This is a genomic window from Streptomyces sp. NPDC058284 (genome assembly GCF_042881135.1).
Classification (GTDB): Bacteria; Actinomycetota; Actinomycetes; order Streptomycetales; family Streptomycetaceae; genus Streptomyces.
Genome location: NZ_JBHVYE010000001.1, coordinates 58,829 through 83,440 on the forward strand (window position 1 = coordinate 58,829; position 24,612 = coordinate 83,440).

A 24,612-nucleotide genomic window follows, 5' to 3' on the forward strand; every position below is an offset into this window, starting at 1 on the left:
GGGCACCGACCCCCCGCCGCCGCCACGCCGTACTCTGCCGAAAAGCGACACCGGCGGCACAATGAGGCCCGTGGAGTGGTTCTCGGCGGACGCGTACTGGCTGAGCCGGCTGATCTTCCAGCGGGCGCTGGCCGCGGTCTACCTCGTGGCCTTCCTGGGGGCCGCCCTGCAGTTCCGCGCGCTGCTCGGGGAGCGCGGGATGCTGCCGGTGCCCGAGTACGTCGCGCGGGTGCCGTTCCGGCGGGCGCCGAGCTTGTTCCAGCTGCACTACTCGGACCGGTTCTTCGCGCTCTGCGCGTGGGCGGGGTGCGCGGTCTCGGCCGCGCTGCTCGCCGGTCTGGACGGGCGCCTGCCGCTGTGGGGCGCGATGCTGCTGTGGCTGGTTCCCTGGGCGCTGTACGTCTCCATCGTGAACGTGGGGCAGACCTGGTACGGCTTCGGCTGGGAGTCGCTGCTCCTGGAGGTGGGTTTCCTCGCGGTCTTCCTCGGCAACGACCGGGTCGCGCCGCCCGTCCTGGTGCTGTTCCTGCTGCGGTGGGTGCTCTTCCGCGTGGAGTTCGGCGCGGGACTGATCAAGATGCGCGGGGACGCGTGCTGGCGGAAGCTCACCTGCCTGGACTTCCACCACGAGACGCAGCCGATGCCCGGCCCGCTGAGCTGGTTCTTCCACCGTCTCCCGCGGCCCGTGCACCGGGTGGAGGTCGCGGCCAACCACGTCACCCAGCTCGCCGTGCCCTTCCTGCTGTTCACACCCCGGCAAGTGGCGACGTGGGCGGCCCTCCTGATGATCGTGACCCAGCTGTGGCTGGTCCTCTCCGGCAACTTCTCCTGGCTCAACTGGCTCACCGTCGTGCTCGCACTGTCCGCCCTGGACCTGTCCGCCTGGCACCCGGCGCCCGACGTCGCGGAACCGCCGCTCTGGTACGAGGTGGTGGTCGTCGCCGTCACCGCGGCGCTCTTCGCTCTGAGCTACCGACCGCTACGCAATCTGCTGTCCCGGCGGCAGGTCATGAACCGCTCGTTCGACCCGTTGCACCTCGTCAACGCGTACGGCGCGTTCGGGAGCGTCAACCGGGTCCGCCAGGAAATCGTCATCGAGGGCACGGCGGACCCGGTGCCGCGCGGGGACTCCGACTGGCGGGCGTACGAGTTCAAGGGCAAGCCCGGCGACGTACGGCGGTGGCCGCGCCAGTTCGCGCCCTACCACCTGCGGCTCGACTGGATGATGTGGTTCGCCGGGCTCTCCCCCGCGTACGCCAGGTCATGGTTCGGCGGGCTGGTGGAACGGCTCCTGGACGGCGACCGCGACACCCTGCGGCTGCTGCGCCACTCACCGTTCCCGCCCGGCGCGCCGCCCGCGTACATCCGCGCCCGGCTCTACCGCTACCGGTTCACGACCTGGCGCGAGCTGCGGACGACGGGAGCCTGCTGGGAGCGGACGTACGTCCGTGAGTTCCTGCCGCCGACGCGGCTCGACACGCCGGCTCAGAGGCCGTAGACGCGGCGCGCCGTGCCGCCGAACACCTCGCCTTTCTCGCCGGTGCCGAGGGGCTGGGTCAACAGCCGCGCCGCGTCGAGGACTTCGACGTAGGACGCGGCGAGGGTGCTGACGGGCCAGTCGGAGCCGAACATCAACCGTCCGGGCCCGAAGGCGGCCAGGACGGTGTCCGCGTAGGGCCGCAGATCATCCACCGTCCACGTCGCGTGGTCGGCCTCGGTGACCATGCCGGAGAGTTTGCACACCGTGTTGGGGCGGGCGGCGAGCGCGCGGACCGCCGAGGCCCAGGGTTCGAGGGCGCCCGAGACGACGGGCGGTTTCCCCAAGTGGTCCAGTACGAAGGTGAGTTCGGGCAGTTGGGCCGCCGCCCTTGCGCAGGCGGGCAGTTGGTGGGGCAGGACGACGAGGTCGTAGGCGAGGCCCGCCGCGGCGACGGCGGCGAGGCCCCTGCGGACGTCCGCGCGCAGCAGCCATTCGGGGTCCGCCTCGCCCTGCACCTGGTGGCGGACGCCCACGAGGTGCTCGCCGCCCGGGAGTTCGCGGAGGGTCGCCAGTGTGTCGGCCACGTCGGGGCGGGTGAGGTCCGTCCAGCCGACGACTCCAGCGACCAGGTCGCTGCCTGCGGCGAGGGCGAGGAGCTCAGGGGTCTCCTCGGGGACGGCGACCGTCTGCACGAGGACCGTGGCGGTGACGCCCGCGGCGCGGGCCTCGGGCAAGAGGTCGCTCAGCGAGAAGTTCCGGCGGAGCGGCGCGAGGGCGTCCCCGGTGAGCCACTCCTGGTCGCGCACGGACAGGTCCCACACATGGTGGTGGGCGTCGACGAGGGACGGCGCTGCCCCGGTCACGGGAGCTCCCACACGACGGGCAGTCCGGCGCCCGCGGCACGGATGGCGGCGGTGAGGCCGGCGGGGACCTCGCGGTGCGCGGCGTCGTACTCCTCGACGCGGTCGGCGCGGACCTTGGTGTGCAGCGCGATTCTCACAGGGGGTCCTTTCCCGGTACGCCACCCGTTATGTCGAGGGAGGCCTCCTCTGGCACCGGGACCTCCGCGGGCAGCAGCCCCTGCGCCCGTGCCTCCCGCCAGAAGCCCGCGGGGACGCCCGCCGCAACTGCTCGACGGCGTCGATGACCTGCTCCGGCGTGTGGATGCCGACCAGCACGCCGGCGACGGCGGGGTGACCGAAGGGGGAGGCGAGCGCAGCGGCCCGCAGCGTGGTCCCGTGCCGCTCGGCGAGGCACCGCAGGGCGCGGGCGCGCGCAAGCAGTGCGGGCGGCGCCTCGGTGTAGTCGAACCGCGCCCCCGGCTTCGGGTCGGCGAGCAGCCGGAGTTGAACACACCGCCGATGACGACCGACGTGCCCCGCTCGCTCGCCGCGGGCAGCAGCTCGGCGAGGGCCCGGTGGTCGAGGAGTGTGTAGCGGCCCGCGCAGAGCACGGCGTCGACGTCCGTGTCGCGGACGAAGCGGGTCAGCATCGCGGCCTGGTTCATGCCCGCGCCCATCGCGCCGACGACGCCTTCGGAGCGTAGCTTCGCGAGGGCCGGGCAGCCCTCGCGGAAGGCTTCCTCGGCGTGGTGGTCGGGGTCGTGCAGGAAGACGACGTCGACCCGGTCGGCAGGACTCGTCCCGACGGGGATCGTGTCGACGGGGATCGTCCCGGCGGGGGTCGGACTCCCCACCCCCTCGATGGATGCGATCAGGTCGTGCTCGGTCCATCCCGCCTCGTGCTCCGCGACGATCCGGCCGTGGAAGAGCACGAGCACGCGGTCGCAGCGGCGCAGGTCGTCCAGTTCGTCGGACCGGGCGACGGGCGGGGTCCTGTGCTGGCATCATCCCCAGGTGATCATCGACCCACGCGCCGCTCCCACCCCGCCCCTGCCCGCGGCCGTACAGAACAACGCCGACTGGTGCGCTGCCGTCTGCCGCTCCCACGGAGTGCCGGGGACGACCCAAGGCGGCTTGTGGGCCGGCTCCCGGCGGACTCCCCCGCTGTACCCGGACGCCGTGACCCTCTCACCCGACGTAAGACCGGAGGCCGTGCTGCCCCGCATCGACACCACGTCGCCCGGCGCCTCGGTCAAGGACAGCTTCGGCACGCTGGACCTGTCGGCGGCAGGCTTCGAGGTCCTGTTCGAGGCGCAGTGGATCCACTGTCCCGCGTGGCGGAGTACCCGGGGTCCGGGTGGCTGGCAGCCGATCGAGGGCCCCGAACGGCTCGCGGCGTGGGAGGCCGCGTGGAGCGGTGAGGGGGAGAGCGGTGGCGCAGACACCGGGGACAGGGAGAACGCCGGACTGTTCCGGCCGTCGCTGCTCGCCGAGGGAGCGGTGTTCCTCGCGGGTACGGCCGCCGACGGCCGGATCGTCGCGGGCGCCATCGCCTACTCCGCCGCCTCGGTGGTCGGCATCTCCAACCTCTTCACCGCCGACGACGACCTGGACACGGCGTGGCGCTCCTGCCTCCAGGCCACGGACCGGCTGTGGCCGGGGGTACCGGTCGTCGGCTACGAGCACGGCGATGACCTCACGGCCGCGCTCCGCCAGGGATTCGAGCCCGTCGGCCCGCTGCGGGTGTGGCTGCGGGCCGACGGCTGAAACCGGGTGGGGCGGGGCTCACGTGCCCCGCCCCGTAAGGCCGTTCGGGCTCAGCCCCGGCTGAACCGCAGCGTCATCAGCTCGAACGGCCGCAGCGTCAGCGACACCGCGTCGTCCGCGAGCTCCGGCGGCGTCGCGTCGGCGAGCGGGCGCTCCAAGAGGTCGGTCACCGCGACCGAGGCGGCCGGGAAGCCCGTCGTCAGGGTGGGCTTCGCGCGGCCTCCGTGGGCCTCGTGGAAGCGGACGACCACGTCGCCGCTGCCGTCGTCGGCCAGCTTGACCGCCGTGATGACGACCGCGTCGTCGTCGACCGTGATCAGCGGGGCCACCTCGGAGCCGCCGCTCACCCGCCGCTCAGGCAGGTTGACGCGGTAGCCCTCGCGCACCGCGTCGCCGATCGCCGCGCCCGGCACCAGGGCGTGCCGGAAGCGGTGCACTCCCTGGTCCGTCTCGGGGTCGGGGAAGCGCGGGGCGCGCAGCAGGGAGACGCGGACCGTGGTGGTCGTGCCGGAGTCCTCGGCGCGGACCGTGCGGGTCACGTCGTGGCCGTACGTCGAGTCGTTGACGAGCGCGACGCCCCAGCCCGGCTCCTCGATGTGCACGAAGCGGTGGTTGCACGCCTCGAACTTGGCCGCCTCCCAGCTCGTGTTGGTGTGCGTGGCCCGGTAGAAGTGGCCGAACTGGGTCTCCGACGCGTACCGCTCGGCGTGGATGTCCAGCGGGAAGGCGAGCTTGAGGAACTTCTCCGTCTCGTGCCAGTCGACCTCGGTGTCGATGTCGAGCCGCTGGGCGCCGGGCTCCAGGGTGAGGATCTGGGTGAGGCGCGAGTCGCCGAAGGTGCGTACGACGCGGACCGACGCGGCCTCGCCCGGCTCGACCTCGTCCGCCTCGACGAGATCGGTGACCGTGTTGCGGTAGAACTCGTCCACGTCCCACGCGTCCCACATGTTCGGGAAGTCCGCGTGGATCTGCGGCAGGTTCGCCGCGCGGCCCGGCGCGACCGTCTCACGATCGGCCACCAGGTCGTACGCGGAGACGACCAGGCCGCGCGCGTCGATCTCGACCCGCAGCAGGCCGTTGTCGAGGACGTAGCCGCCGTCGGCGCGCGAGGCGATCGCCGCCGCGCCGTCGATCGCGGCGGGGCGCGCGCCGCCCGCCGGGACGCCGTCGCGCGAGTGCGGCGCGGAGTTGAAGACCAGCTCTCCGGCGCCCTCGCCCGCGAGCGCGCGCTGCGCCTTGTCGATGATGCCGTTGAGTTCCTGCGCGAGGGCCGCGTACGTCGCGCGGGCCTCGCGGTGCACCCAGGCGATGGACGAGCCGGGCAGGATGTCGTGGAACTGGTGGAGCAGCACCGTCTTCCAGATGCGGTCCAACTGCTCGTACGGGTAGACGAAATCGGCGGATCGGACGGCGGCCGTGGTGGCCCACAACTCCGCCTCGCGGAGCAGGTGCTCGCTGCGGCGGTTGCCCTGCTTGGTGCCCGCCTGGCTGGTGAGCGTGGCGCGGTGCAGTTCGAGGTAGAGCTCGCCGACCCAGACCGGCGGGTTCGGGTACTCGGCCTCGGCCTTCTCGAAGAACTGCTCCGGCGTCTCCCACCGGACGGTCGCCGAGCCTTCGAGGTCCTGCAGGCGCGCGGCCTTGGCGATCATCTCGCGAGTGGTGCCGCCGCCACCGTCGCCCCACCCCGTGGGCGCGAGGGAGTGCCGGGCGACGCCCTTGTCCTTGAAGTTCTTCGCCGCGTGGGCGATCTCGCTGCCCTTCATCGAGCAGTTGTAGGTGTCGACGGGCGGGAAGTGCGTGAAGATGCGGGTGCCGTCGATGCCTTCCCAGTTGAACGTGTGGTGCGGGAAGCGATTGGTCTGCGACCACGAGATCTTCTGCGTGAGCAGCCACTTGGAGCCGGCCGCCTTGATGATCTGCGGCAGGCCCGCGGCGAAGCCGAACGTGTCGGGCAGCCACGCCTCGTCGTTCTCCACGCCGAACTCGTCGATGAAGAACCGCTTGCCGTGCACGAACTGACGGGCCATCGCCTCGGAGCCCGGCATGTTCGTGTCCGACTCGACCCACATGCCGCCGGCCGGCACGAACCGCCCGTCGGCGACCGCCTTCTTGACCTTCGCCCACACCTCGGGCCGGTGCTCCTTGATCCACGCCCACTGCTGCGCCTGCGACATGGCGAAGACGAAGTCCGGCTCGTCCTCGATGAGCGCGGTCATGTTGGACGTCGTACGCGCGACCTTGCGCACCGTCTCGCGCAGCGGCCACAGCCACGCGGAGTCGATGTGGGCGTGGCCGACGGCGCTGATGCGGTGCGCGGAGGGCTCGGCGGGGGTGGCGAGGACCCCTTCGAGTTGCGCCCGCGCCGCGGCGGCCGAGCCGTTCACGTCCTGGAGGTCGACGGCGTCGAGGGCACGGCCGACCGCGCGCACGATGTCGTAGCGTCGCCCGGAGTCCGCGGGCAGCTCCTGCATCAGCTCGCCGAGGACTTCGAAATCGATGACGAGCTGCCACACCGTCTCGTCGAAGACGGCGAGGTCCATGCGCTCCAGCTTGTACTGGGGCTCGCTGCCCGCGGTCTCCTTGTCGCCCAACTGCGTGGGCAGGAAGGGGTGGTAGTCGAGGATGACGGGGTTGGAGGCGGCCTCGATGTGCAGGCGCACCTCTTCGCCGCCCTCGGCGGGCGCGGCGATCCGCACCCACTGGTTGCGCGGGTTGAGGCCCTTCACCGGGGTGCCGTCGGGGCGGTACACGAGGCCCTCGCACTGGAAGCCCGGCATGTTCTCGTCGAAGCCGAGGTCGAGGACGGCCTCGACGGTCCTGCCCGCCCACTCCTTCGGCACGGTCCCGCTCACCCGGAACCAGCTGGTCCCCCAGGGCGCGCCCCACCGCTCCCCCACCGCGGTCGGCGACGGTTCGGCGGCGAGGCCTTCGGCCACCGGCACGGGCTCGCCCGGGGCATTCCAGACGGCCACGTCGAGCGGCACGGAGGCCGGATACACGGCGGGCCTGATGCGCTCGTCAAGGACGCGCTTGAGGCGGGCTTCGACCAGGGTGCGGTCGTCATGCATGAGGGTTCTCCCGGGGAGGTCGATCAGTGGGTTCGGTATTTCAGCCCCTCCGGCCTGCGAGGAGCAGGGGCCAATTTCAGCCCCGCCGACGTGCGAGGAGCAGAGGGCAATTTCAGCCCCCCGGCCCGCGAGGAGCAGGGGGCAATTTCAGCCCCTCCGGCGTTTGAGGAGCGGGGTCCGGGGCGGAGCCCCGTGCGGGACGGGCGGCGCTACCCGACGTCCTCCGGCAGCAGCACGTCGCTGATGCCTCGCGCAGCGAGGTGCCCGGAATCCGCCACCCGTCCGGCAAGGACCACCGTGGGGCGCACCCCATCCGCCACGAGCCGCGCGAACGCCTCGAAGACCGCGCCCCCAGGGGCACACTCCGAGCGCCGGGACATGGCGTCGTCCACGACCACCGCGGTCGTCCGGGGCGCCGGCGCGTACGTACGGCCGCGCCACTCCCGTACGATCCGGGCGATCGCCTCTCCCGCGGGCTTGACCTTCCCCTCATTGGTCAGCAGACCCAGGCTGTACTCCAGCTCAGGGAAATCCGCGAGGTCGCGCGAGACGTCGTGCGAGCACCACCACGTCACGCCCCACACGTCCTGGCAGTCGAGCGCGGCCTCGATGGTCTCCTCGGTGAAGGCGGCCGCGTGCTCGGCGGGGATCAGCGGGGCGGGGGCGCCGACCTCCTGGAGCCAGACGGGGCGGTGCGGGTCGAGCGCCCAGGCCTTGGACAGCTCGATCATGTACGCCGCGTGGTGCCGCGTCGCGGTGCCGGTGCGGCCGTGCCGCTGCGCGGTGCCGTTGAAAACCCAGGAGTGCACGGCGGTCACCGCACCGAGCCGGGCGGCCTGCGCCGGGGTGAAGGGCTGGTCGTCCTGGTACCAGGCGGCGTCGTACTCGGCGTGCAGGTGCAGCCTGCCGGGTGCGCCCTCCTCGCAGGCGGCGAGAACGGTACGCAGCCAGCTCTCCGCCTGCTCCTCGGTGACGCGGTCGGGGTCGGGGTGCGGGCCCGCCGAGAACTGGTTGATCTCGTTGCCGATGGTCATGCCGATGAAGTTCGGCCGGTCGGCGAGGGCGGCGGCGAGCGTGCGCAGGTAGGCGGCCTGCCCGGACACGACGTCGGGGTCGGAGAAGATGTTCCGCCGGTGCCAGGTCTGCGTCCACGCGGGCAGGAAGTCGAAGCTGGACAGATGCCCCTGGAGGCCGTCGACGTTGACGTCGAGACCGCGTTCGGCGGCGGCGTCCGCGAGCTGGACCAGCTGGTCGACGGCGCGCGGACGGATCAGGGTGCGGTTCGGCTGGAAGTACGGCCAGATCGGGAAGACCCGGATGTGGTCGAGGCCCAGCGAGGCGATCGCGTCGAGGTCGGCGCGTACGGCGTCGAGGTCGAAGTCGAGCCAGTGGTGGAACCACCCTTGACCGGGCGTGTAGTTGGCGCCGAAGCGCGGCGCGCCCGAAGGCATCGCGGAGGGCGGTGCGGGGTGCGGTGCGGGAGGGGGTGCGGAAGGCAATGCGGATCCTGGTTCTGGAGGGTTCGGGGCGGCCGTTCAGCCCTTGACCGCGCCCTCGCCCACACCGCGGAAGAAGTACCGCTGGAGGCAGGCGAAGAGGACGATCAGCGGGAGCACGGCGATGACCGTGCCCGCGGCGACGAGGCGCTCGTCGTTGGCGAAGGTGCCGTGCAGGTAGTTGAGGCCGATGGTGAGCGTGAAGCGGTCCGGGTCGCTGAGCACGATCAGCGGCCACAGGAAGTCGTCCCAGGCCCCCATGAAGGCGAAGATCGCGACGACCGCGAGGGTGCCCTTGACCGCGGGGAGCGCGATGCGCAGGAAGCGCTGCCAGACGTTCGCGCCGTCCACGAAGGCAGCTTCCTCGATCTCGTAGGGCACGTTGAGGAAGGCGTTGCGCATCAGCAGGACGTTGAGCGCGGAGACGCAGCCCGGCAGCAGCACACCGATGAGGGTGTTGTTCAGGCCGAGCTCACGCATGGTCGTGAACTGGGCGATGATGATGCCTTCGACGGGCACCAGCATGGCCAGGATGAAGACGACCGTGACCGCCTTGCGGCCGCGGTAGCGCAGCCGGGCCAGGGCGTAGCCCGCGAGCGTGGCGCCCACGCAGTTGGTGACGACGTTGGCCGCGGCCACCTTCAGTGAGTTGAGCGCGTAGTCCCATACGGGGATGGTGTCGGCGACCCGCTCGTAGTTGTGGAAGGTCGGGTCGGAGGGCAGGAACTTCGGCGGGGAGCTGAAGATGTCCTCGTGCGGGCCCTTCAGAGAGGTGGAAAGCTGCCAGAGGAACGGGCCGATCATCAGCGCGAGTACGGCGAGCAGGAGCCCGTAGCGCAGGACGATCTCCCAGACGGGCATGCGGCGGCCGTTCTCGTCGGTGACGCGACGGCGGCGGGGCCTCGGGGCGGTGGCGGGCGCGGTGACCGGCGCGGGTACCTTCTCGGCGGTGCTCACGCGTCCTCCTTCCGGTCCGCCCGCAGGACGAGCAGCATCAGTGCGACGGTGACGACGAAGACGACGACGGAGATGGCCGAGGCGTAGCCGACCCGGCCGGTCAGGCCGGTGCCGACGCGCTGCACCAGCATCACGAGGGTGGTGTCCTCGCCGGCCGGGCCACCGGCGGGTCCGGCCATCAGGTACACCTCGGAGAACACCTTGAAGGCGGCGACCGAGGAGAGCGCGCCGACCAGCACCATGGTGGAGCGGACGGCGGGCACGGTGACCGTGAGGAAGCGGCGGAAGGCCCCCGCGCCGTCGACCGCCGCCGCCTCGTGGAGTTCACGCGGCACGTTGGCGAGGGCCGCGAGGTAAATGATCATGTAGTAGCCGAGGCCCTTCCAGACCGTGACCGCCATGGCGCTGAAGAGCAGCAGCCACTGGTCGCTGAGGAAGCCGACCTTGCCGACGCCCACCGCTTCGAGCACGGCGTTGACCAGGCCGCGCTCGTCCAGCATCCAGACCCAGATGAGCCCCACGACGACGATCGAGGCGACCACCGGGGTGTAGAAGGCGGAGCGGAAGAAGGTGATGCCGGGGATGTGCTTCTGGACGAGCATCGCGAGCAGCAGGGGCAGCAGGACGAGCGCGGGGACGACCACGAGAACGTACAGCGTGCTGTTGCGCAGGCCGATCCAGAACATGTCGTCGTGCAGCAACTCCGAGAAGTTGGCGAACCCGACGTACTCGCCCGGCAGCAGCGTCCGCTTGTCCGTGAAGGAGTTGTTGAGCGTGCTGAGGAACGGATAGAGGATGAACACGGTGACGACCGCGAGCCCGGGAGCGGCGAACAGCCAGGGGCTGGTGGGCAGTTGCCGCCTGATGCGGCTGCCGCCCGCGCCGCGGCGGGCGTCGGCGGGCCGGTCCTTGAACGCCGGACCCGCTGTAGTGATGTCGGACGAGGTCGCCTTGGCGGCGGTGGGACTCTTCATGGCTGGTGTTCCCGGGTCGTGGCTCGGCACGGCGTCGGCGCTCAGCTCTGCTTGAGCAGCCGGTCGCAGTTCTTGACAGCGTTGTCAAGGGCTTCCTTCGGGCTTTCCTTGCCCTGCAGCGCCCTGGCGACGGCGTTGCGCAGCTCGACCTTCATCTGCTCGCTGAACAGCACGGGCGTGTAGTTCACCGCGGTCTTGATGGACTTGGCGGCGGCGACGCGGACCCGCGTCTCCTCCTTGCCGTCCTGCTTGGTGAAGTACGGGTCGTCGAGGGAGCCCGCGGTGCTGGGGAAGATCGCGACCTTCTTGGCGAACTCCATCTGGTGCTGGGCGTCGGTGACGAAGTGCGCGAAGGCGACGGCGGCCGGGGTCTGCTTGGTGCGGGCGTTCACCATCACGCCCATCACGTACATGTTGTCCTTGCCGGTGCTGCTGATCTGCGGGGTGATGCCGATGTTCTTGTAGAGCTTCGGCGCGTCCTTCTTGAACTTCTCCAGGTCCAGAGCGCTGCCGGGGTTCATCGCCACGGCCTCGGTGAGGAACTTCTTGCCCGTCGACTCGGGCGTCGCGGTCAGCGCCTGCCCGTCGAGCGCCTTGGCGTCGTACAACTTCTTGTACTTGGCGAGGAGTTCGACGCCCTTGGCGTCGTTGAAGGTGAAGCCGGTGCCTTCCTTGTTCATCAGCGGTACGCCGTACCGCCCGAAGTCCTCGATGGTGGGGACGTTGGCGAGCGTGGCGACCTTCCCGTCGCTCTTCTCGGCGAGCCGCAGTGCCTGGTCGAAGAGCTGGTCGTACGTCTTCGGGGGCTTGTTCTCGTCGAGGCCGGCATCCTTGAAGAGGCGCTTGTTGTAGAAGAGCGGCCCGGTGTTGAGGTACCAGGGGAAGGCGTACGTGCCGTCCATGCCCGGTATCTGGTGGCTCTTCCAGGCTCCGGGCAGGTACTCCTTCTCGTACTTCCCGGCCGCCTTGCCGAGGTCGAGCGCGATGCCCGCCTTGGCGAGCGGGGCGACCAGGTCGGGCGATACGTTGACGACGTCGGGCAGTGTGCCGGCAGCGGCGTCGGCGCTGATCTTGTCGGGGTAGCCCTCGCCGGGCTGGTCGACCCAGTTCACCTCGGTGCCGGGGTACTTCTTCTCGAACTCGTCGACCAGGCCCTCGAAGTAGGGCTTGAAGTTCGCCTTCAGGTTCCAGGTCTGGAAGCTGATCTTGCCTTCGATCTTCCCGGACGCGTCCTGGGAACCGCCGCCGTCGTCGCCGTCGCCACAGGCGCTCAGCGGCAGCAGGACGGCGAGGACGGCGCCTGCGGCGACCGCTCTGCGAGGGATGCGGGAGATACGCACGGTGAAACGGCTCCTTTGCTCGGCCCAGCGTGAGACGGCGGTGACTGCAACCGTCCGAGCCGGGCAATCCACGCCGAGGCAGACCCTGCACGGGGTGGTGGCGCAAAGTCAATGGATTCGTGGAACGGAAATCGAAGATCGGTCGATCATCCAGACAACACACCAGGTCAGCGGGGTGTGTTGAAGCTCTTGCGGCGGGCGACTAATGCGCTTTAGAGTCAGGCAGCTCAAGCGCATTAGTATCCGGTAGCCAGGAAAGGGGCAACGGGTGCAAGGCAAGCGGTCACCGGCGCGCCGGCCGACCATGAAGGACATCGCGCGCCGCGCCGGGGTCTCCGAGAGCGCCGTCTCCTTCGCGCTCAACGACCGGCCCGGGGTCTCCGACATCACCCGCGACCGGGTGCGCAGGGTCGCGGAGCAGCTGGGCTGGCGGCCCAGCACGGCGGCGCGCGCCCTGTCCGGCGAGGGCTCGGCGACGGTGGGCCTTGTCGTGGCGCGTCCGGCGGCGACGCTGGGCGTCGACTCGTTCTTCCTGCAGCTGATCTCGGGCGTCCAGGAGGTCCTGGCCGAGCGGCACTTGGGGCTTCTCTTCCAGGTCGTGGAGGACGTGGCGGCCGAGTGCGCGGTCTATCGCCGCTGGTGGGCGGAGCACCGGGTGGACGGCGTCCTGGTCGTTGACCCGCGCACGGACGACCCGCGGCCCGCGCTCCTCGACGAACTGGGGCTGCCCGCGGTGGTGACGGGCGGCGTGCCCGAGCCGGGCGACGAACACCCCGGCCTGTCCACGGTGTGGGCGGACGACGCGGGCGCGATGGCGTCGGTCGTCGGCCATCTGCACGGCCTCGGGCACCGCCGCATCGTGCACATCGCGGGTCTTGAGGGGCTCGCGCACACCGAGCGCCGCATCCGCACGCTGCGCGTCGAGGCGGCGGGCCGTGGCCTGTCCGGGGTGCGTTCGGTGACGACGGACTACTCCGACGCGGAGGGCGCGGCCGTGACCCGGCGCGTCCTGGAATCGGCCGAGCCGCCGACCGCGCTCGTGTACGACAACGACGTGATGGCGGTGGCCGGCGTCGCCGCCGCGACCTCCCTCGGCTTCGCGGTCCCGGCCGACGTCTCCGTCGTCGCCTGGGAGGACTCGGCGCTCTGCCGCATGGTGCGCCCCTGGCTGACGGCCCTGTCCCGCGACACGGTCTCCTTCGGCCGCACGGCGGCCCGCGAACTCCTGTCCCTGCTCGACAACGGCCCGGCGGCCACGGTGCAGGTGCCGTTGCCGCGGTTGATCGAGCGGGAGAGTACGGGGCCGGTGCGAGGGGATGCGGTACGAGGGGATGCAGTCTGAGTAGCGTACGTCCGCGTCAGATCGCGCAAGGGAGCCGGAAGCAGCCGCCAAGCAGCCGCACCCGGCCGGTCAGCTCCAGATCATGCAGATCCGGCGGGCGAAGTTGACGTATCCGGTGCGCTGGAAAGCGGCACCGGCGGCCACGGAAGTGCGGCCAAAATCGGCAGCAGCGACTCCTCCTCGTAGTCGAGATGCGAAGTCAACTCGACGGACATGCCGGGCGGATCTGCAGACCGAGGCCCGGCGGCGGAGGGGCGCCCGGCCCCCGATGCGCGGCGAGCGCGGTGAAGTACGCGTCGGTCTCGTCCCGTACGTGCCGCAGCTGACCGCGCAGCCAGCGGTGGACCTGGACCATCTTTGCCGCGAAGTCGGTTGCCTCTTCCGGGGTTTCGGCCTCGTGCACCGGCCGTTCCAGGACGACGACGGGCAGGGCCCTGGCGGTCCGCTCCTGGTAGTCGCCGTATCCCGGGGCGATGGCGACCGCCCGGTCGAAGAGCCGGTCGCGCCGCTCGCCCTCGGCGGGGACGGCGATCGCCTCGAACTCCTCGCTGCCCAGTTCGACGGTGACCGCAGGGTGGGCGAGGAGGTTCTGGTACCAGTCGGGGTGGCTCGGAGCGCCCAGGTTCGAGCCGATGACCAGCAGCAGACCGTCGGCGCGGACAAAGCCGAGCGGAGTGGTGTGCCGCTTGCCGGACTTCGCGCCGGTGGTGGTGAGCAGGAGGAGGTCGCCCCCTTCGAAGGGGCCACCGACCTTGCCGCCACGGGCTCGGAACTCGTCGATGACGGACTGGTTGAAGTGTGTGGGCGTGGAATGCGGTGGCGTGGAGTTCGTGGGCATGACGGTGTCGGGTCTCCGTACGACGTGTTCGGTGCCGCGTCGGGCGCGGTGAAGGTGAGGGAGCGTCACGCGGGAAAGGCGTGGCGGGGCGCGCGAAGGCGCAGGTCAGGCGAGAGGCCCGGGATGTGAACTCACGACGTATCCATCGGCGTCGTCCTTGAGTGAAGGTGCTCGCCCGATCGCCGACCTGCCCACTGCTCTTTGGTCGGCGCCACGCGGCACGAGCACCATTACAGACAACCGCTTCCCCGCCTGTCAACGTGGACCGTTCACCGCGGGCTGCCAATGCGCGTGTGACAGCACACAGTTGCCCCCTGCCTTCGGACTACCGTCGAAGGCAGGGGGCACGTGGCGAAGCGGAACGGGTCGGCACCTCGGGGACCCTGGCCCAGATCGCTCCCGAGTCGGTGCCGGATCGGCTCCGGTCCCGTACTGGACCGGTACCGTCAGTCGATCCCGGGGAGGATGTGCGGCTCGGCGAGGTCGTCCTCGTAACCGGCCAGGCGGATGGGGGCCGCCTTGGCCCACGCCTCCAGGTTGCGGAGCTTCGTGGGCCTGCCGGCCCCGTCGCCGCCGCGTTCCGCCGGTCGCTTTTCGTGCTTCGTCAGATCGGGTGTCACCGCGCACTCCTCTGTGTCGCGTAACGGAAGGTCAGGGGGCAGTTCGGTCGCGGTGGCGCCGTTCTCTGGCGGGACCGCGGCCGTGATTGCCGGCCTGTCCCCGGGCGGCCGAGGGAGGTTTGTGGCTCCCTGATGGATACCCGTTCGCTCCAGGTTAACCAAATGAGCAGGCCCCCGCTCGATGGGGCCCGAAAGATGGGGGTGAATTCCGGACAATGACGGACCAGCAGGGGCATGAAATGGAGCAGTCGGCAGTGGCGTTGGTGACCGGCGGATCCCGCGGGATCGGGTTCGCCGTCGCCGGGGCGCTCGCGGCGGCGGACCACCGCCTCGTTGTCACCGCGCGTGACGCCGACGGGGTGCGGGCCGCGGTGGAAGCGCTTCGCGCTACCGGTGCGAAGGCGGTCGGGCTCCCCGGCGACGTCGCCGACCCCGCGCATCTCGAAGACTGCGTCGACCTCGCGGTGCGTACGTTCGGCCGCCTCGACGTCCTCGTCAACAACGCCGCGACGAACGCGCCCAACGGCCCGCTGATGGAGGCCGATCCCGACGTGTGGCGCACCGCCTTCGCCGTGAATGTCGAGGCGGCCCTGCGGCTGACGCAACTCGCGTGGCGGGCCTGGATGGCGGAGCACGGCGGCGCCGTCGTCAACATCTGCACGGAGGGCGCCGAGCACGTGGGCCCGAACGTCGGCGCGTACGGCACGAGCAAGGCCGCGCTGCTGCACCTCACCCGACAGCTGGCGGGCGAACTCGCCCCGTCGGTGCGGGTCAACTCCGTCTCCCCCGGCCTCGTCCGCACGGACATGGCGCGTTTCGTCTGGGAGCGGGCGCAGGAGCAGGTGGCGGCGGGACTGCCGCTCGGCCGCATCGGGGAGCCGGAGGACGTGGCACGGGCTGTGGCCTGGCTGGTCTCGGACGCCGCCTGCTGGATCACGGGCGCCGATCTGCTGGTCGACGGCGGTACGCGGGTGCGCGCGGCGTCCACGGCGAAGGGGCCGTCGCAGGTGGTGCACGGCCTCGGTAGTGGTGGGCTCGCGTAGTCAACTGTCGCCGGTTCCCCGCGGGCTCCGGCCGGGCGGCGACCGCCAGTGGTCTCCGGCAGCGGATGTCCGGCCGCGGGGGCCAATCCGCCCCGCTCGGCGCCGCGTTCGCCGGGTACGGGCGGACCGCCAAGGCCCGGCACCTGCTCGCCGTCGTCGCCCCGGTCGGTCACGTACAGGCGGCAGATGCACAGTCACGCTTTCTTGAGCGCTCGATCCAGATAGCTTAGGGTGGAACCATGGCAAGGACCCGGGAGTTCGACACCGAGGCGGCGGTGAGCCGCGCCATGGAGCTGTTCTGGACGCGCGGCTACGAGGCGACCTCCGTGCGCGACCTGACTCAGCACCTGAGAATCGGGCAGGGCAGCCTGTACGCGGCATTCGGCGACAAGGACGGCCTGTACCGGGCCGCGCTTGAGCACTACCGCACCACCCTCGCGGCGGCCGCCCTGCGCGACCTGGAGGAGGGGGCGGATGTCCGCTCGGCGATCCGTACGATGCTGACGGAGCGGGTCCGCATCGCCGCCGAGCATGACGGCCGGGGCTGCCTGGTGGTCAATGCCGCCTGCGAGCGGCTGCCCGGGGACCCGTCGATCCGGCGCATCGTGCGGGACGTGCAGGATGCCGGCCGGGACGCGCTCGCCGAGGTGCTGCGAGTCGCGGTGGAGCGGGGTGAGGTTGCGGCGCGCCATGACCCGCATGTTCTCGCCGCCTTCCTCATCACCTTCCTCAACGGGCTGCTGGTCTCCTCGAAGATCACGCCGGATCCCCGCACCCTCGAACCGCTCGTGGAGCTTGCCCTGACCGCTCTCGACTGATTTTTTCATGGCCGCAATCCGTAACACCCGATCCAGAAACGGCACCAGAGAGCGCGGGCACGCCGCCCGCACACCGGAAAGCAGAGGTTGGCAACACATGATGCATGACCATGACGGAACGCCCGTCCGCACCGGCCGTGTCGCCGTCAACGGAACGAGCCTGCACTACCGCACGGCCGGGTCCGGCCCCGCGGTGGTACTGCTGCACGGCGTGCCCAAGACCGGCTACCACTGGCGCCACCTCGTCCCGAAACTGACGCCCCACTACACCGTCGTCGTACCGGACCTCCGCGGCCTCGGCGACTCCGCCCGCCCCGCGGACGGCTACGACTCCGCGACGATGAGCGACGACGTCGCCGAACTGATGACCCGCCTCGGACACGAGACGTACGCGGTGATCGGCGAGGACTGGGGAGCGGTGATCGGCTACCAGCTCGCCGCCCGCCACCGCGACCACGTCAGCGGCCTCGTCTTCGCCGAGGCCCTGTTCCCCGGATTCGGCTTCGAGGACCACACCGCACTCACCCCCGAGAACGTCTCCGGCGGCCTGCACCTGTGGCACCTGGGCTTCTACTTCCAGCCTGACGTACCCGAGATGCTGATCTCCGGGCACGAGCGCGAGCTGATCACCTACATGATCAAGAACGAGCGCAGCCGCCCCGACAGCGCCACCCCCGACGCGATCGAGGAGTACGTGCGCTGCTACTCCATGCCCGGCGGCATCCGGGCGATGCTCTCGATCTACCGGGCGATGCTCATCGACGCCGAACAGAACCGGCAGGCCGCGCGGAAGAAGCTGGACATCCCGGTTCTGGCGCTCGGCGGTTCCGCGTTCATCGGCGATCGCAACGAGTCCCAGATGCGGCTCATGGCCCACGACGTCACCGGGCACGTCTTCGACGCAGGCCACGACCTGGCGGAGGAAGTACCCGACGAGATGGCTGACGTCGTCCTTACGTTCCTGGCCGCGCATCTGTAACCGCCGCCAGGTCGGCGGCACACGCCCCACCGTCGCCACCAGGGAAGCCCGTCCTGCAGTCGGACGGCGATCAGGCGGTGAGGGTGAGCCCCGGCCCCGCTACCACTTTCCGGGCTCGTAGTCCTTCAGGAAGACGCCGTACACGTCTTCGCCCGCCTCGCCGCGCACCACCGGGTCGTAGACGCGGGCTGCGCCGTCGATCAGGTCGAGCGGGGCGTGGAACCCCTCCTCGGCCAGGCGCAGCTTGTCGTAGTGCGGACGCTCGTCGGTGATCCAGCCGGTGTCGACCGAGGTCATGAGGATGCCGTCGGTCTGGAACATCTCCTGGGCGCTGGTCCGCGTCACCATGTTCATGGCCGCCTTCGCGGCGTTCGTGTTCGGGTGGCCCGCGCCCTTGTAGCCACGGCCGAAGACACCTTCCATCGCCGAGACGTTGACGATGTGGGCGCGGCCGCTCGCCGCCTTCTTCGCCGCGTCGGCCATCGCCCCGCGCAGCGCGCTGATGAGGATGAACGGCGAGGTGTAGTTGCAGAGTTGGGTCTCCAGGAGCTCGACAGGAGAGATCTGCTCGATGGTCTGCACCCAGGTGTTGCTGTCGACGACGTCCGGCACGAGGCCGCCCGCGTCGATGGCGGTGCCGTCGAGGTGCCGGGCGACACTGGCGTTGCCCCCGACGAGCGCGAGGTCGGCGACCTGCTGCGCGTCGAGGCCGCTGATGCCGACGGGCAGTGCGGCCAGGCCGTCGACCGCGCCGGAGTTGAAGGCGCCGATGACGGAGTGGGCGGGCAGTTCGCCGACGGGCAGCGGCGCGCTCTCGCCTTCGACCAGCGCGGCGTACGCGGAGGGCAGGCGGCGTACGGTCTGCGTCGCGTTGTTGATGAGGATGTCCAGCGGTCCCGCCGCGGTCATCCGCTCGGCGAGCGCGACGGCCTGGGCCGGGTCGCGCAGGTCGATGCCGACGACCTCCAGGCGGTGCAGCCACTCGGCCGAGTCGTCCATCGCCTTGAACCGGCGGATGGCGTCCTTGGGGAACCGGGTCGTGATGGTCGTGTGGGCGCCGTCACGCAGGAGGCGCAGCGCGATGTACATGCCGATCTTGGCGCGGCCGCCGGTGAGCAGGGCGCGCTTGCCGGTGAGGTCGGCGCGGGCGTCGCGCTTGGTGCGGTTCAGGCGGGCGCAGTCGGGACAGAGCTGGTGGTAGAAGTAGTCGACCTCCACGTACCGCGTCTTGCAGGTGTAGCAGGAGCGCGGGCGCTCGAGTATCCCCGCGATCCGGCCCTCCTCGGTCCGCGAGGAGGGCAGCAGGCCCTCGGTCTCGTCGTCGATGCGCTGGGCGGAGCCGGTGGCGGTGGCCTCGGTGACGGCCTTGTCGTGGGCGGTCTTGGCGGCGCGGCGCTCCTGACGGCGGCGCTGCTTCACCGTCCGGTAGATCCCGGCCGTGGCCCGGCGCACCGCGATCGCGTCCGGGTGGTCGACGTCCAGCTTGTCCAGCTCGTCGAGGACGCTGAGGCAGACGGCGAGGCGGTCCGGGTCGATGCCGGGCCCGTACGCGTCGCCCGCGTCGCACTCGGCCTCGACAGGCCTCTCGTGGCTTTCGTCCGTCACCGTCATCGCCGCTGTCCTCGTGTCATTCCGTGCCACGGCGCATCTGGTCGTCCGCGGAAGCTCCAAAATCCGAAGTTTACGTAGGGGCGTGCCCAGGAACCAAACCCGCTTCCCGCGCGCACACCGCCACGAGGCCGTCGATCTCGTCCCGCACGCTCTGCGCCAGGAGTTCCAGGTCCGGTACGGCGGCGGCGTCCGCGATCAGCCCGTAGTGCACCCGGCCCCGGTAGGTGGAGACGGCGACGGCGAGCGACTGGCCCTGGGCGAGCGGCGCGAAGGGGTAGACCTCGGTGAGCCGGCAGCCGCCGAGCCGCAGTCCGAGGCCGGGCAGCGGGACGCTGGTGACGAGGATGTCGAAGAGCAGCCGGGCGGCCTGCGCGACGACGGGGCCGCCGACCCGGTGCCCGAGCGGGGGCACGTGTTCGGCGAGCAGCGCCACGGCGCCCGCGCCCCGCTCGGGGCCCGCCTCCTTGCTGCGGTCCATGGCGGCGCGCACCCCGCGCAGCCTGGCCAGCGGGTCGTCGTCGCCGACGGGGAGGCGGACCAGATATCCGGAGAGCCGGTTCCCAGGGGGCTGCGCGGTGCGCGGGCGGCGCCGGCAGACGGGGATGAGGGCGCGCGGTTCGACTCCTTCGCTGCAGTCGCCGCGCTCGTCGAGCCAGCGGCGCAGGGCTCCGGCGACCACGGCGATCAGTACGTCGTTGACGGTGCCTCCCACGGCCTTGCGTATGTGGTGGACATCGTCCAGGTCGAGGACGACGCCCGCGGTGCGGCGGGTGCCGCTGGCGGTGGCGGTGAGCGCGGCGCAGGAGCGTACGCCCAGGGTGGCGCGGGCGACGGAGGCGCCGATGCCGAGGACCTGGCCCGCGGCGGCGACCGTGGAGCGCACGCGGTCCGGCAGGGTGCGCGGGTCCAGGGCGGACCACGGTGGGGCGGCGGGCGCCGGGGGCCGTTGCCGGGCGGCGGGCAGGTCGACGGGGTCGAGGAGGGCCGCGGCGAGCGTCAGGGCGCGCAGCCCGTCGGCGAGTGCGTGGTGGAACTTGAAGAGCACGGCGAAGGTGGTGCCGTCCGCGCCCGGCAGCACGTGTGCCTCCCAGGGCGGCCTGCCGCGCTCCACGGGCCGCTGCATCAGCTCGCCCGCGGCAGCGTGGAAGTCCGCCACGGGCGCCGCGACCCTGATGTGCTCCAGCGGATCGAAGACGGGCACCGGTACGCGCATCGCGCCGCCCACGGGCAGCAGGACGGAACGTATGCGCATGCGTAGCGCGGGCACGAGCGCCGCGCGGTCCGCGAGGAGCTCGGCGGCACGGTCCGCCGCGTCGGGTCCTTCGGCCTCGAAGACGCCGAGTGCGGCCAGATGCATGGGGTGTGCGGGCGTCTCGATGTTCCAGAAGGCCAGATCGAGAGGCACGAGCAGGTCGGAGCTCTGAGCAGACGACGAAGTCACGGGCTCGCTCTCGCGTCGAGGACGATGCGGGGGATGACGAACGTGAAGTCAATCGTTCCGGCCGACTACGGTCAAGTACGGTCCCACTACGCTTAGTCAACAACGGATTAAGTCGCCGACCCTTCGGCCGGACCTGCCCCGGATGTCCCCTTCGGTCACGAATCGGCGCGCCTTCAATGAACCTGCACATCGAATACGCAGTCCGGTCACGCTATTCGGCCCGCACTCCCGGTGAATTTCCTTGCAGGGGCCATAGAACGCGCTTTTCGACGGGAGAGTGTCCGATTTGTTGAACGGAATGCCGTCGTGCCCCTGATTTCCTTCTGTGAATCTTGTGAAGGAGCTGCCATCACGCGGTGAACCTGCCTGCACGCAGCAGCGATGCGGTGCCGGAACCGCGCCCGATCCGCGCTGCACCGATTGGATGTGCGAGCTGCGAACGTGCTTTGATCCTGGCCGACGCGGAATTCGAATCCCCAGGTTCCGCGTCATGGGAAAACCTTTGCACCATTCATGAGAAGGGCAGCTCACACCATGAACAACGTCCCCCAGGTCGAGACCCTCGAGATTTCCGACGCCGACCTCGACAACGTCTCCGGTGGCCTCGTCGCCGGTGTCGCGTCCAACGTCACCAACACCGTTGACTCCATCGCCCCCGTCTCGGGCGTCGTCGGCGGCGTCGTCGGCACGGTCGAGGGTGTCACCGGCGTCAACACCGGCGCCGTCACCGGCCTGGCCTCCGGCCTGACCGCCGGTCTCTGAGCCTCCCGCTCATCGAGACGCCTTGATCCGTGAGCCCCGGAACCTCTGGTTCCGGGGCTCACGGACGCCAAGGCAAAGACCCGGCCACCGGCAAAGAGGCAAGCACCGGCGAAGGCGCAGCCACCGGCACAGTAAGGGAAGCGTTCCGTGCAGTTCCGCCAACAGGCCCTGTCCAAGCTGCAGTCGCCCGAGGAACTCGACCTTCCGGTGCGCTACGCCCGTCCCCAGGGCCTGCTCGTCCTCGCCGTGACCCTCGTCGTCATGGCCGCGGGGGCCGGCTGGGCCGTGACCGGCTCGGTCGCCTCCACCCTCCGCGCGCCCGGCATCCTCACCCACGGCCAGGGCAGCTACGTCCTGCAGAGCCCCGTCACCGGACAGGTGACCCGCGTCCTGGCCGAGGAGGGCGAGCGGCTCACCGTCGGCGCGCCCGTCCTGAAAGTGCGTACGGAGCGGGGCGACAAGACCGTGCGCGCGATCGCCGCGGGGCGCGTGACCGCGCTGGTCGCCAGGATCGGCACCGTGGTCACCACCGGCTCCGACGTCGCGACCGTCGAGCGGGTGGCGGACACCGGCGACCCGCTCGTCGCGATGCTCTACGTACCCGCCGACAGCGCGGCCACCGTCCCCGTCGGCACCCCGGTCGACCTCACCGTCCAGTCCGTGTCCACCGAGGAGTACGGGACGCTGCGCGGCCGGGTGAAGGCCGTCGGGCGGGCCGCCCAGACCCGGCAGAGGATCACCGGTTTCCTCGGCGACAAGGAGCTGGCCGGACAGTTCACGAAGGACGGCCCGCCCGTCGCCGTACTCGTCCGCCTCGAGAAGTCGTCCGCCACCAAGTCCGGCTACGCCTGGTCGACCGCCGACGGCCCGCCCTTCGCACCCGACTCCATGACCCTGGCCACCGGCGCCTTCCACCTCGCCGAGCAGCACCCGATCGATTGGCTGCTTCCGTGACCACACCGCACCCCTCCCCCACACAGCAGCAGCTGCCGCCGCCCGGTGGCCGCCGCAGGCACCGCACCGAACCCCCGCGCTCCGGCCGCCGCAGGGCCGCGCCCCGCCCCGCGTCGAAGGGCAGGCGCCCGAAGACGGTCCGCACGCCCACCGTCCTGCAGATGGAGGCCGTGGAGTGCGGCGCCGCCGCCCTCGCCATGGTCCTCGCCCACCACGGACGGCACGTCCCCCTGGAGGAGTTGCGCATCGCGTGCGGCGTCTCCCGCGACGGCTCACGGGCCAGCAACCTGCTGAAGGCGGCACGGAGTTACGGCCTCACGGCCAAGGGCATGCAGATGGAGCCCGCCGCGCTCGCCGAGGTCGAGGCGCCCGCGATCCTGTTCTGGGAGTTCAACCACTACGTCGTGTACGACGGCATGGGGCGCCGCCTCGGCCGCCGTGGCGTCTACATCAACGACCCGGACAACGGCCGCCGCTTCGTGCCGTCGGAGGACTTCGACACCAGCTTCACCGGGGTCGTCCTGGTCCTCGAACCGGGTGCGGACTTCCGTACGGGAGGCCGCAGGCCCGGCGTCATGAAGGCCCTCCCGGCCCGGCTGCGCGGCACCACGGGCACGATGCTCGCCGCGCTCCTCGCCAGCCTGCTGCTCGTCGCGGTCGGCGCCGCGCTGCCCGCGCTCAGCCGGACGTACATCGACCTCTTCCTGGTCGGCCGCCAGACCTCGCTGCTCGGCGCGCTCTTCGCGTCGATGGGCGCGATGGTGGCGCTCACCGTCGTGCTGACCTGGCTGCAACAGGCGAACCTGCTGCGCGGCCGCATCATCTCCTCCACCCTCGGCAGCGCCCGCTTCCTGCGCCATCTCCTCCGGCTGCCCGTCACGTTCTACGCCCAGCGCTCCCCCGCCGACCTCGTGCAGCGCCTCGCGTCGAACGACGCGGTCGCCGAGACCCTGGCCCGCGACCTCACGGCCGCCGGGGTCGACGGCGTCGTCGTCCTCCTCTACGCGGCCCTGCTGTGGACGTACGATCCGCAGCTCACCCTCGTCGGCGTCGGCATCGCCCTGCTCAACGTCGTGGCGATGCGCGTCGTCATCCGGCTGCGCGCCACCGGCACCCAGAAGCTGCGCGCCGACAGCGCCAAGCTCACCAACACCTCCTACACCGGCCTGCAGTTGATCGAGACCATGAAGGCCACCGGCGGTGAGAACGGCTACTTCCGGCGCTGGGCCGGGCAGCACGCCACCACGCTGGAGGAGCAGCAGCGCCTCGGCGTCCCGAGCGCCTGGCTCGGGATCGTCGCGCCGACCCTCGCCACCCTCAACAGCGCACTCATCCTGTGGATCGGCGGTCTGCGCGCGGTCGAGGGACATCTGTCGGTCGGGCTGCTCGTCGCGTTCCAGGCCCTCGTCACCCGCTTCACCGCGCCGATCACCCGGCTCAACGGCGTCGCGGGCCGCATCCAGGACTTCGCCGCCGACGTCGCCCGCCTCAAGGACGTCGAGAACTTCCCCGTCGACACGCTCTACTCCCGCCCCGAGCCCGCCGCGAGCACCCGCCGTCTCAAGGGCCACGTCACCCTCGACGACATCACCTTCGGCTACAACCCCCTCGACAAGCCGCTCCTGACCGGCTTCTCGCTGTCGGTCGGGCCGGGGCAGCAGGTGGCGCTCGTCGGCGGCTCGGGCAGCGGCAAGTCGACCGTCTCCCGGCTGATATCAGGGCTCTACAGCCCGTGGGAGGGCACGATCCGCATCGACGGGCAGCGCCTTGAGGACATTCCGCGCGGCGCGCTCGCCGCCTCCGTCTCCTTCGTCGACCAGGACGTCTTCCTCTTCGAGGGCACGGTCCGCGACAACGTCGCCCTGTGGGACCCCTCCATCCCCGACGACGCCGTGATCGCCGCCCTCAAGGACGCCTGCCTGTACGAGGTCGTGGCCCGCAGGCCGGCCTCCATCCACGGCCGGGTGGAGCAGGACGGGCGTAACTTCTCCGGCGGGCAGCGCCAGCGCCTGGAGATCGCGCGGGCCCTGGTCCGGCGCCCGAGTGTCCTCGTCCTCGACGAGGTCACCAGCGCCCTGGACGCCGAGACCGAGCAGGTCATCATCGACAATCTGCGCCGCCGCGGCTGCGCCTGCGTCGTCATCGCCCACCGCCTGAGCACGGTGCGCGACAGCGACGAGATCGTCGTCCTCGACCACGGCCAGGTGGTGGAGCGCGGACGCCACGAACACCTCGTCGCGGCCGGTGGCCCCTACGCCGACCTGGTCAAGGAGCACTGAG

General features: G+C 71.0%; 19 protein-coding genes and 2 pseudogenes. 9 read left to right on the forward strand and 12 right to left on the reverse strand.

Annotated elements, in window-relative coordinates; translation table 11 throughout:
• Window positions 1–70: 70 nt before the first annotated feature.
• Complete coding sequence (locus ACFVYR_RS00275) at window positions 71–1,498, forward strand: lipase maturation factor family protein (protein WP_384246927.1); 1,428 nt, start codon at window positions 71–73, stop codon at window positions 1,496–1,498.
• Here the strand turns inward: ACFVYR_RS00275 and ACFVYR_RS00280 are convergent.
• The 3 genes and pseudogenes from ACFVYR_RS00280 to ACFVYR_RS00290 form a co-directional block, all read right to left on the reverse strand.
• The gene (locus ACFVYR_RS00280; RefSeq protein ID WP_384246929.1) at window positions 1,486–2,343 is read right to left on the reverse strand and encodes an amidohydrolase family protein; all 858 of its coding nucleotides are present in this window, start codon (window positions 2,341–2,343) and stop codon (window positions 1,486–1,488) included. The genes ACFVYR_RS00275 and ACFVYR_RS00280 overlap by 13 nt on opposite strands.
• Complete coding sequence (locus ACFVYR_RS00285; protein WP_384246931.1) at window positions 2,340–2,480, reverse strand: L-rhamnose mutarotase; 141 nt, start codon at window positions 2,478–2,480, stop codon at window positions 2,340–2,342. The genes ACFVYR_RS00280 and ACFVYR_RS00285 overlap by 4 nt, the downstream gene beginning before the upstream one ends.
• Window positions 2,477–3,110, reverse strand: a pseudogene (locus tag ACFVYR_RS00290) (aldo/keto reductase); the annotation flags it as partial. The gene ACFVYR_RS00285 and the pseudogene ACFVYR_RS00290, both read right to left, overlap by 4 nt.
• Before the next feature lie 226 nt (window positions 3,111–3,336).
• On the opposite strand from ACFVYR_RS00290, the gene ACFVYR_RS00295 reads away from it, so the two are divergent.
• On the forward strand, window positions 3,337–4,089 hold the full coding sequence (locus ACFVYR_RS00295) for a hypothetical protein (protein WP_384246934.1): 753 nt from the start codon (window positions 3,337–3,339) through the stop codon (window positions 4,087–4,089).
• A gap of 50 nt (window positions 4,090–4,139) precedes the next feature.
• Here the strand turns inward: ACFVYR_RS00295 and ACFVYR_RS00300 are convergent, their stop codons facing one another.
• The 5 genes from ACFVYR_RS00300 to ACFVYR_RS00320 all read right to left on the reverse strand — a co-directional run bounded on the left by ACFVYR_RS00300 (window position 4,140) and on the right by ACFVYR_RS00320 (window position 11,924).
• Complete coding sequence (locus tag ACFVYR_RS00300; protein ID WP_384246936.1) at window positions 4,140–7,157, reverse strand: alpha-mannosidase; 3,018 nt, start codon at window positions 7,155–7,157, stop codon at window positions 4,140–4,142.
• A gap of 209 nt (window positions 7,158–7,366) precedes the next feature.
• Window positions 7,367–8,608 (reverse strand): glycosyl hydrolase, encoded by a 1,242-nt coding sequence (locus tag ACFVYR_RS00305; protein WP_384246938.1) that lies wholly within the window; start codon window positions 8,606–8,608, stop codon window positions 7,367–7,369.
• A gap of 84 nt (window positions 8,609–8,692) precedes the next feature.
• Entirely contained in the window at window positions 8,693–9,610 is a 918-nt protein-coding gene (locus ACFVYR_RS00310; RefSeq protein ID WP_384246941.1) for a carbohydrate ABC transporter permease, read from the reverse strand.
• On the reverse strand, window positions 9,607–10,584 hold the full coding sequence (locus ACFVYR_RS00315) for a carbohydrate ABC transporter permease (protein WP_384246943.1): 978 nt from the start codon (window positions 10,582–10,584) through the stop codon (window positions 9,607–9,609). Before ACFVYR_RS00315 ends, ACFVYR_RS00310 begins: the two co-directional genes overlap by 4 nt.
• A 41-nt stretch (window positions 10,585–10,625) precedes the next feature.
• Window positions 10,626–11,924, reverse strand: coding sequence for an ABC transporter substrate-binding protein (locus ACFVYR_RS00320; protein WP_384246945.1), 1,299 nt, complete (start codon window positions 11,922–11,924; stop codon window positions 10,626–10,628).
• Between the two features lie 304 nt (window positions 11,925–12,228).
• Here ACFVYR_RS00320 and ACFVYR_RS00325 point away from each other — a divergent pair, with 304 nt between their 5' ends.
• Entirely contained in the window at window positions 12,229–13,266 is a 1,038-nt protein-coding gene (locus tag ACFVYR_RS00325) for a LacI family DNA-binding transcriptional regulator (protein WP_384247969.1), read from the forward strand.
• A gap of 211 nt (window positions 13,267–13,477) precedes the next feature.
• Here the strand turns inward: ACFVYR_RS00325 and ACFVYR_RS00330 are convergent.
• Window positions 13,478–14,104 (reverse strand): annotated as a pseudogene (locus tag ACFVYR_RS00330) (nitroreductase family deazaflavin-dependent oxidoreductase); the annotation flags it as partial.
• 446 nt (window positions 14,105–14,550) lie between these two features.
• A complete protein-coding gene (locus ACFVYR_RS00335; protein WP_384246948.1) occupies window positions 14,551–14,724 on the reverse strand; it encodes a hypothetical protein in 174 nt (57 codons plus the stop codon).
• Window positions 14,725–14,963: 239 nt separating this feature from the next.
• Here ACFVYR_RS00335 and ACFVYR_RS00340 point away from each other — a divergent pair, with 239 nt between their 5' ends.
• The 3 genes from ACFVYR_RS00340 (at window position 14,964) to ACFVYR_RS00350 (ending at window position 17,564) form a co-directional block, all read left to right on the forward strand.
• On the forward strand, window positions 14,964–15,767 hold the full coding sequence (locus ACFVYR_RS00340; protein WP_384246950.1) for an SDR family oxidoreductase: 804 nt from the start codon (window positions 14,964–14,966) through the stop codon (window positions 15,765–15,767).
• A gap of 239 nt (window positions 15,768–16,006) precedes the next feature.
• Window positions 16,007–16,585 carry a TetR/AcrR family transcriptional regulator gene (locus tag ACFVYR_RS00345; protein WP_384246952.1) on the forward strand — a complete coding sequence of 193 codons (579 nt, stop codon included), beginning with the start codon at window positions 16,007–16,009 and terminating at the stop codon, window positions 16,583–16,585.
• A gap of 97 nt (window positions 16,586–16,682) precedes the next feature.
• Entirely contained in the window at window positions 16,683–17,564 is an 882-nt protein-coding gene (locus tag ACFVYR_RS00350; RefSeq protein ID WP_384246955.1) for an alpha/beta fold hydrolase, read from the forward strand.
• Window positions 17,565–17,663: 99 nt separating this feature from the next.
• Here the strand turns inward: ACFVYR_RS00350 and ACFVYR_RS00355 are convergent, their stop codons facing one another.
• Window positions 17,664–19,175, reverse strand: coding sequence for an SDR family NAD(P)-dependent oxidoreductase (locus ACFVYR_RS00355; RefSeq protein WP_384246957.1), 1,512 nt, complete (start codon window positions 19,173–19,175; stop codon window positions 17,664–17,666).
• A gap of 70 nt (window positions 19,176–19,245) precedes the next feature.
• Entirely contained in the window at window positions 19,246–20,616 is a 1,371-nt protein-coding gene (locus tag ACFVYR_RS00360; RefSeq protein WP_384246959.1) for a wax ester/triacylglycerol synthase family O-acyltransferase, read from the reverse strand.
• 534 nt (window positions 20,617–21,150) lie between these two features.
• Here ACFVYR_RS00360 and ACFVYR_RS00365 point away from each other — a divergent pair.
• From ACFVYR_RS00365 to ACFVYR_RS00375, 3 genes are all read left to right on the forward strand, one after another.
• Window positions 21,151–21,378 carry a type A2 lantipeptide gene (locus ACFVYR_RS00365; RefSeq protein ID WP_384246962.1) on the forward strand — a complete coding sequence of 76 codons (228 nt, stop codon included), beginning with the start codon at window positions 21,151–21,153 and terminating at the stop codon, window positions 21,376–21,378.
• 147 nt (window positions 21,379–21,525) lie between these two features.
• Window positions 21,526–22,332, forward strand: coding sequence for an HlyD family efflux transporter periplasmic adaptor subunit (locus ACFVYR_RS00370; protein WP_384246964.1), 807 nt, complete (start codon window positions 21,526–21,528; stop codon window positions 22,330–22,332).
• The gene (locus tag ACFVYR_RS00375) at window positions 22,329–24,611 is read left to right on the forward strand and encodes an NHLP family bacteriocin export ABC transporter peptidase/permease/ATPase subunit (RefSeq protein WP_384246966.1); all 2,283 of its coding nucleotides are present in this window, start codon (window positions 22,329–22,331) and stop codon (window positions 24,609–24,611) included. Before ACFVYR_RS00370 ends, ACFVYR_RS00375 begins: the two co-directional genes overlap by 4 nt.
• Window position 24,612: the final 1 nt, after the last annotated feature.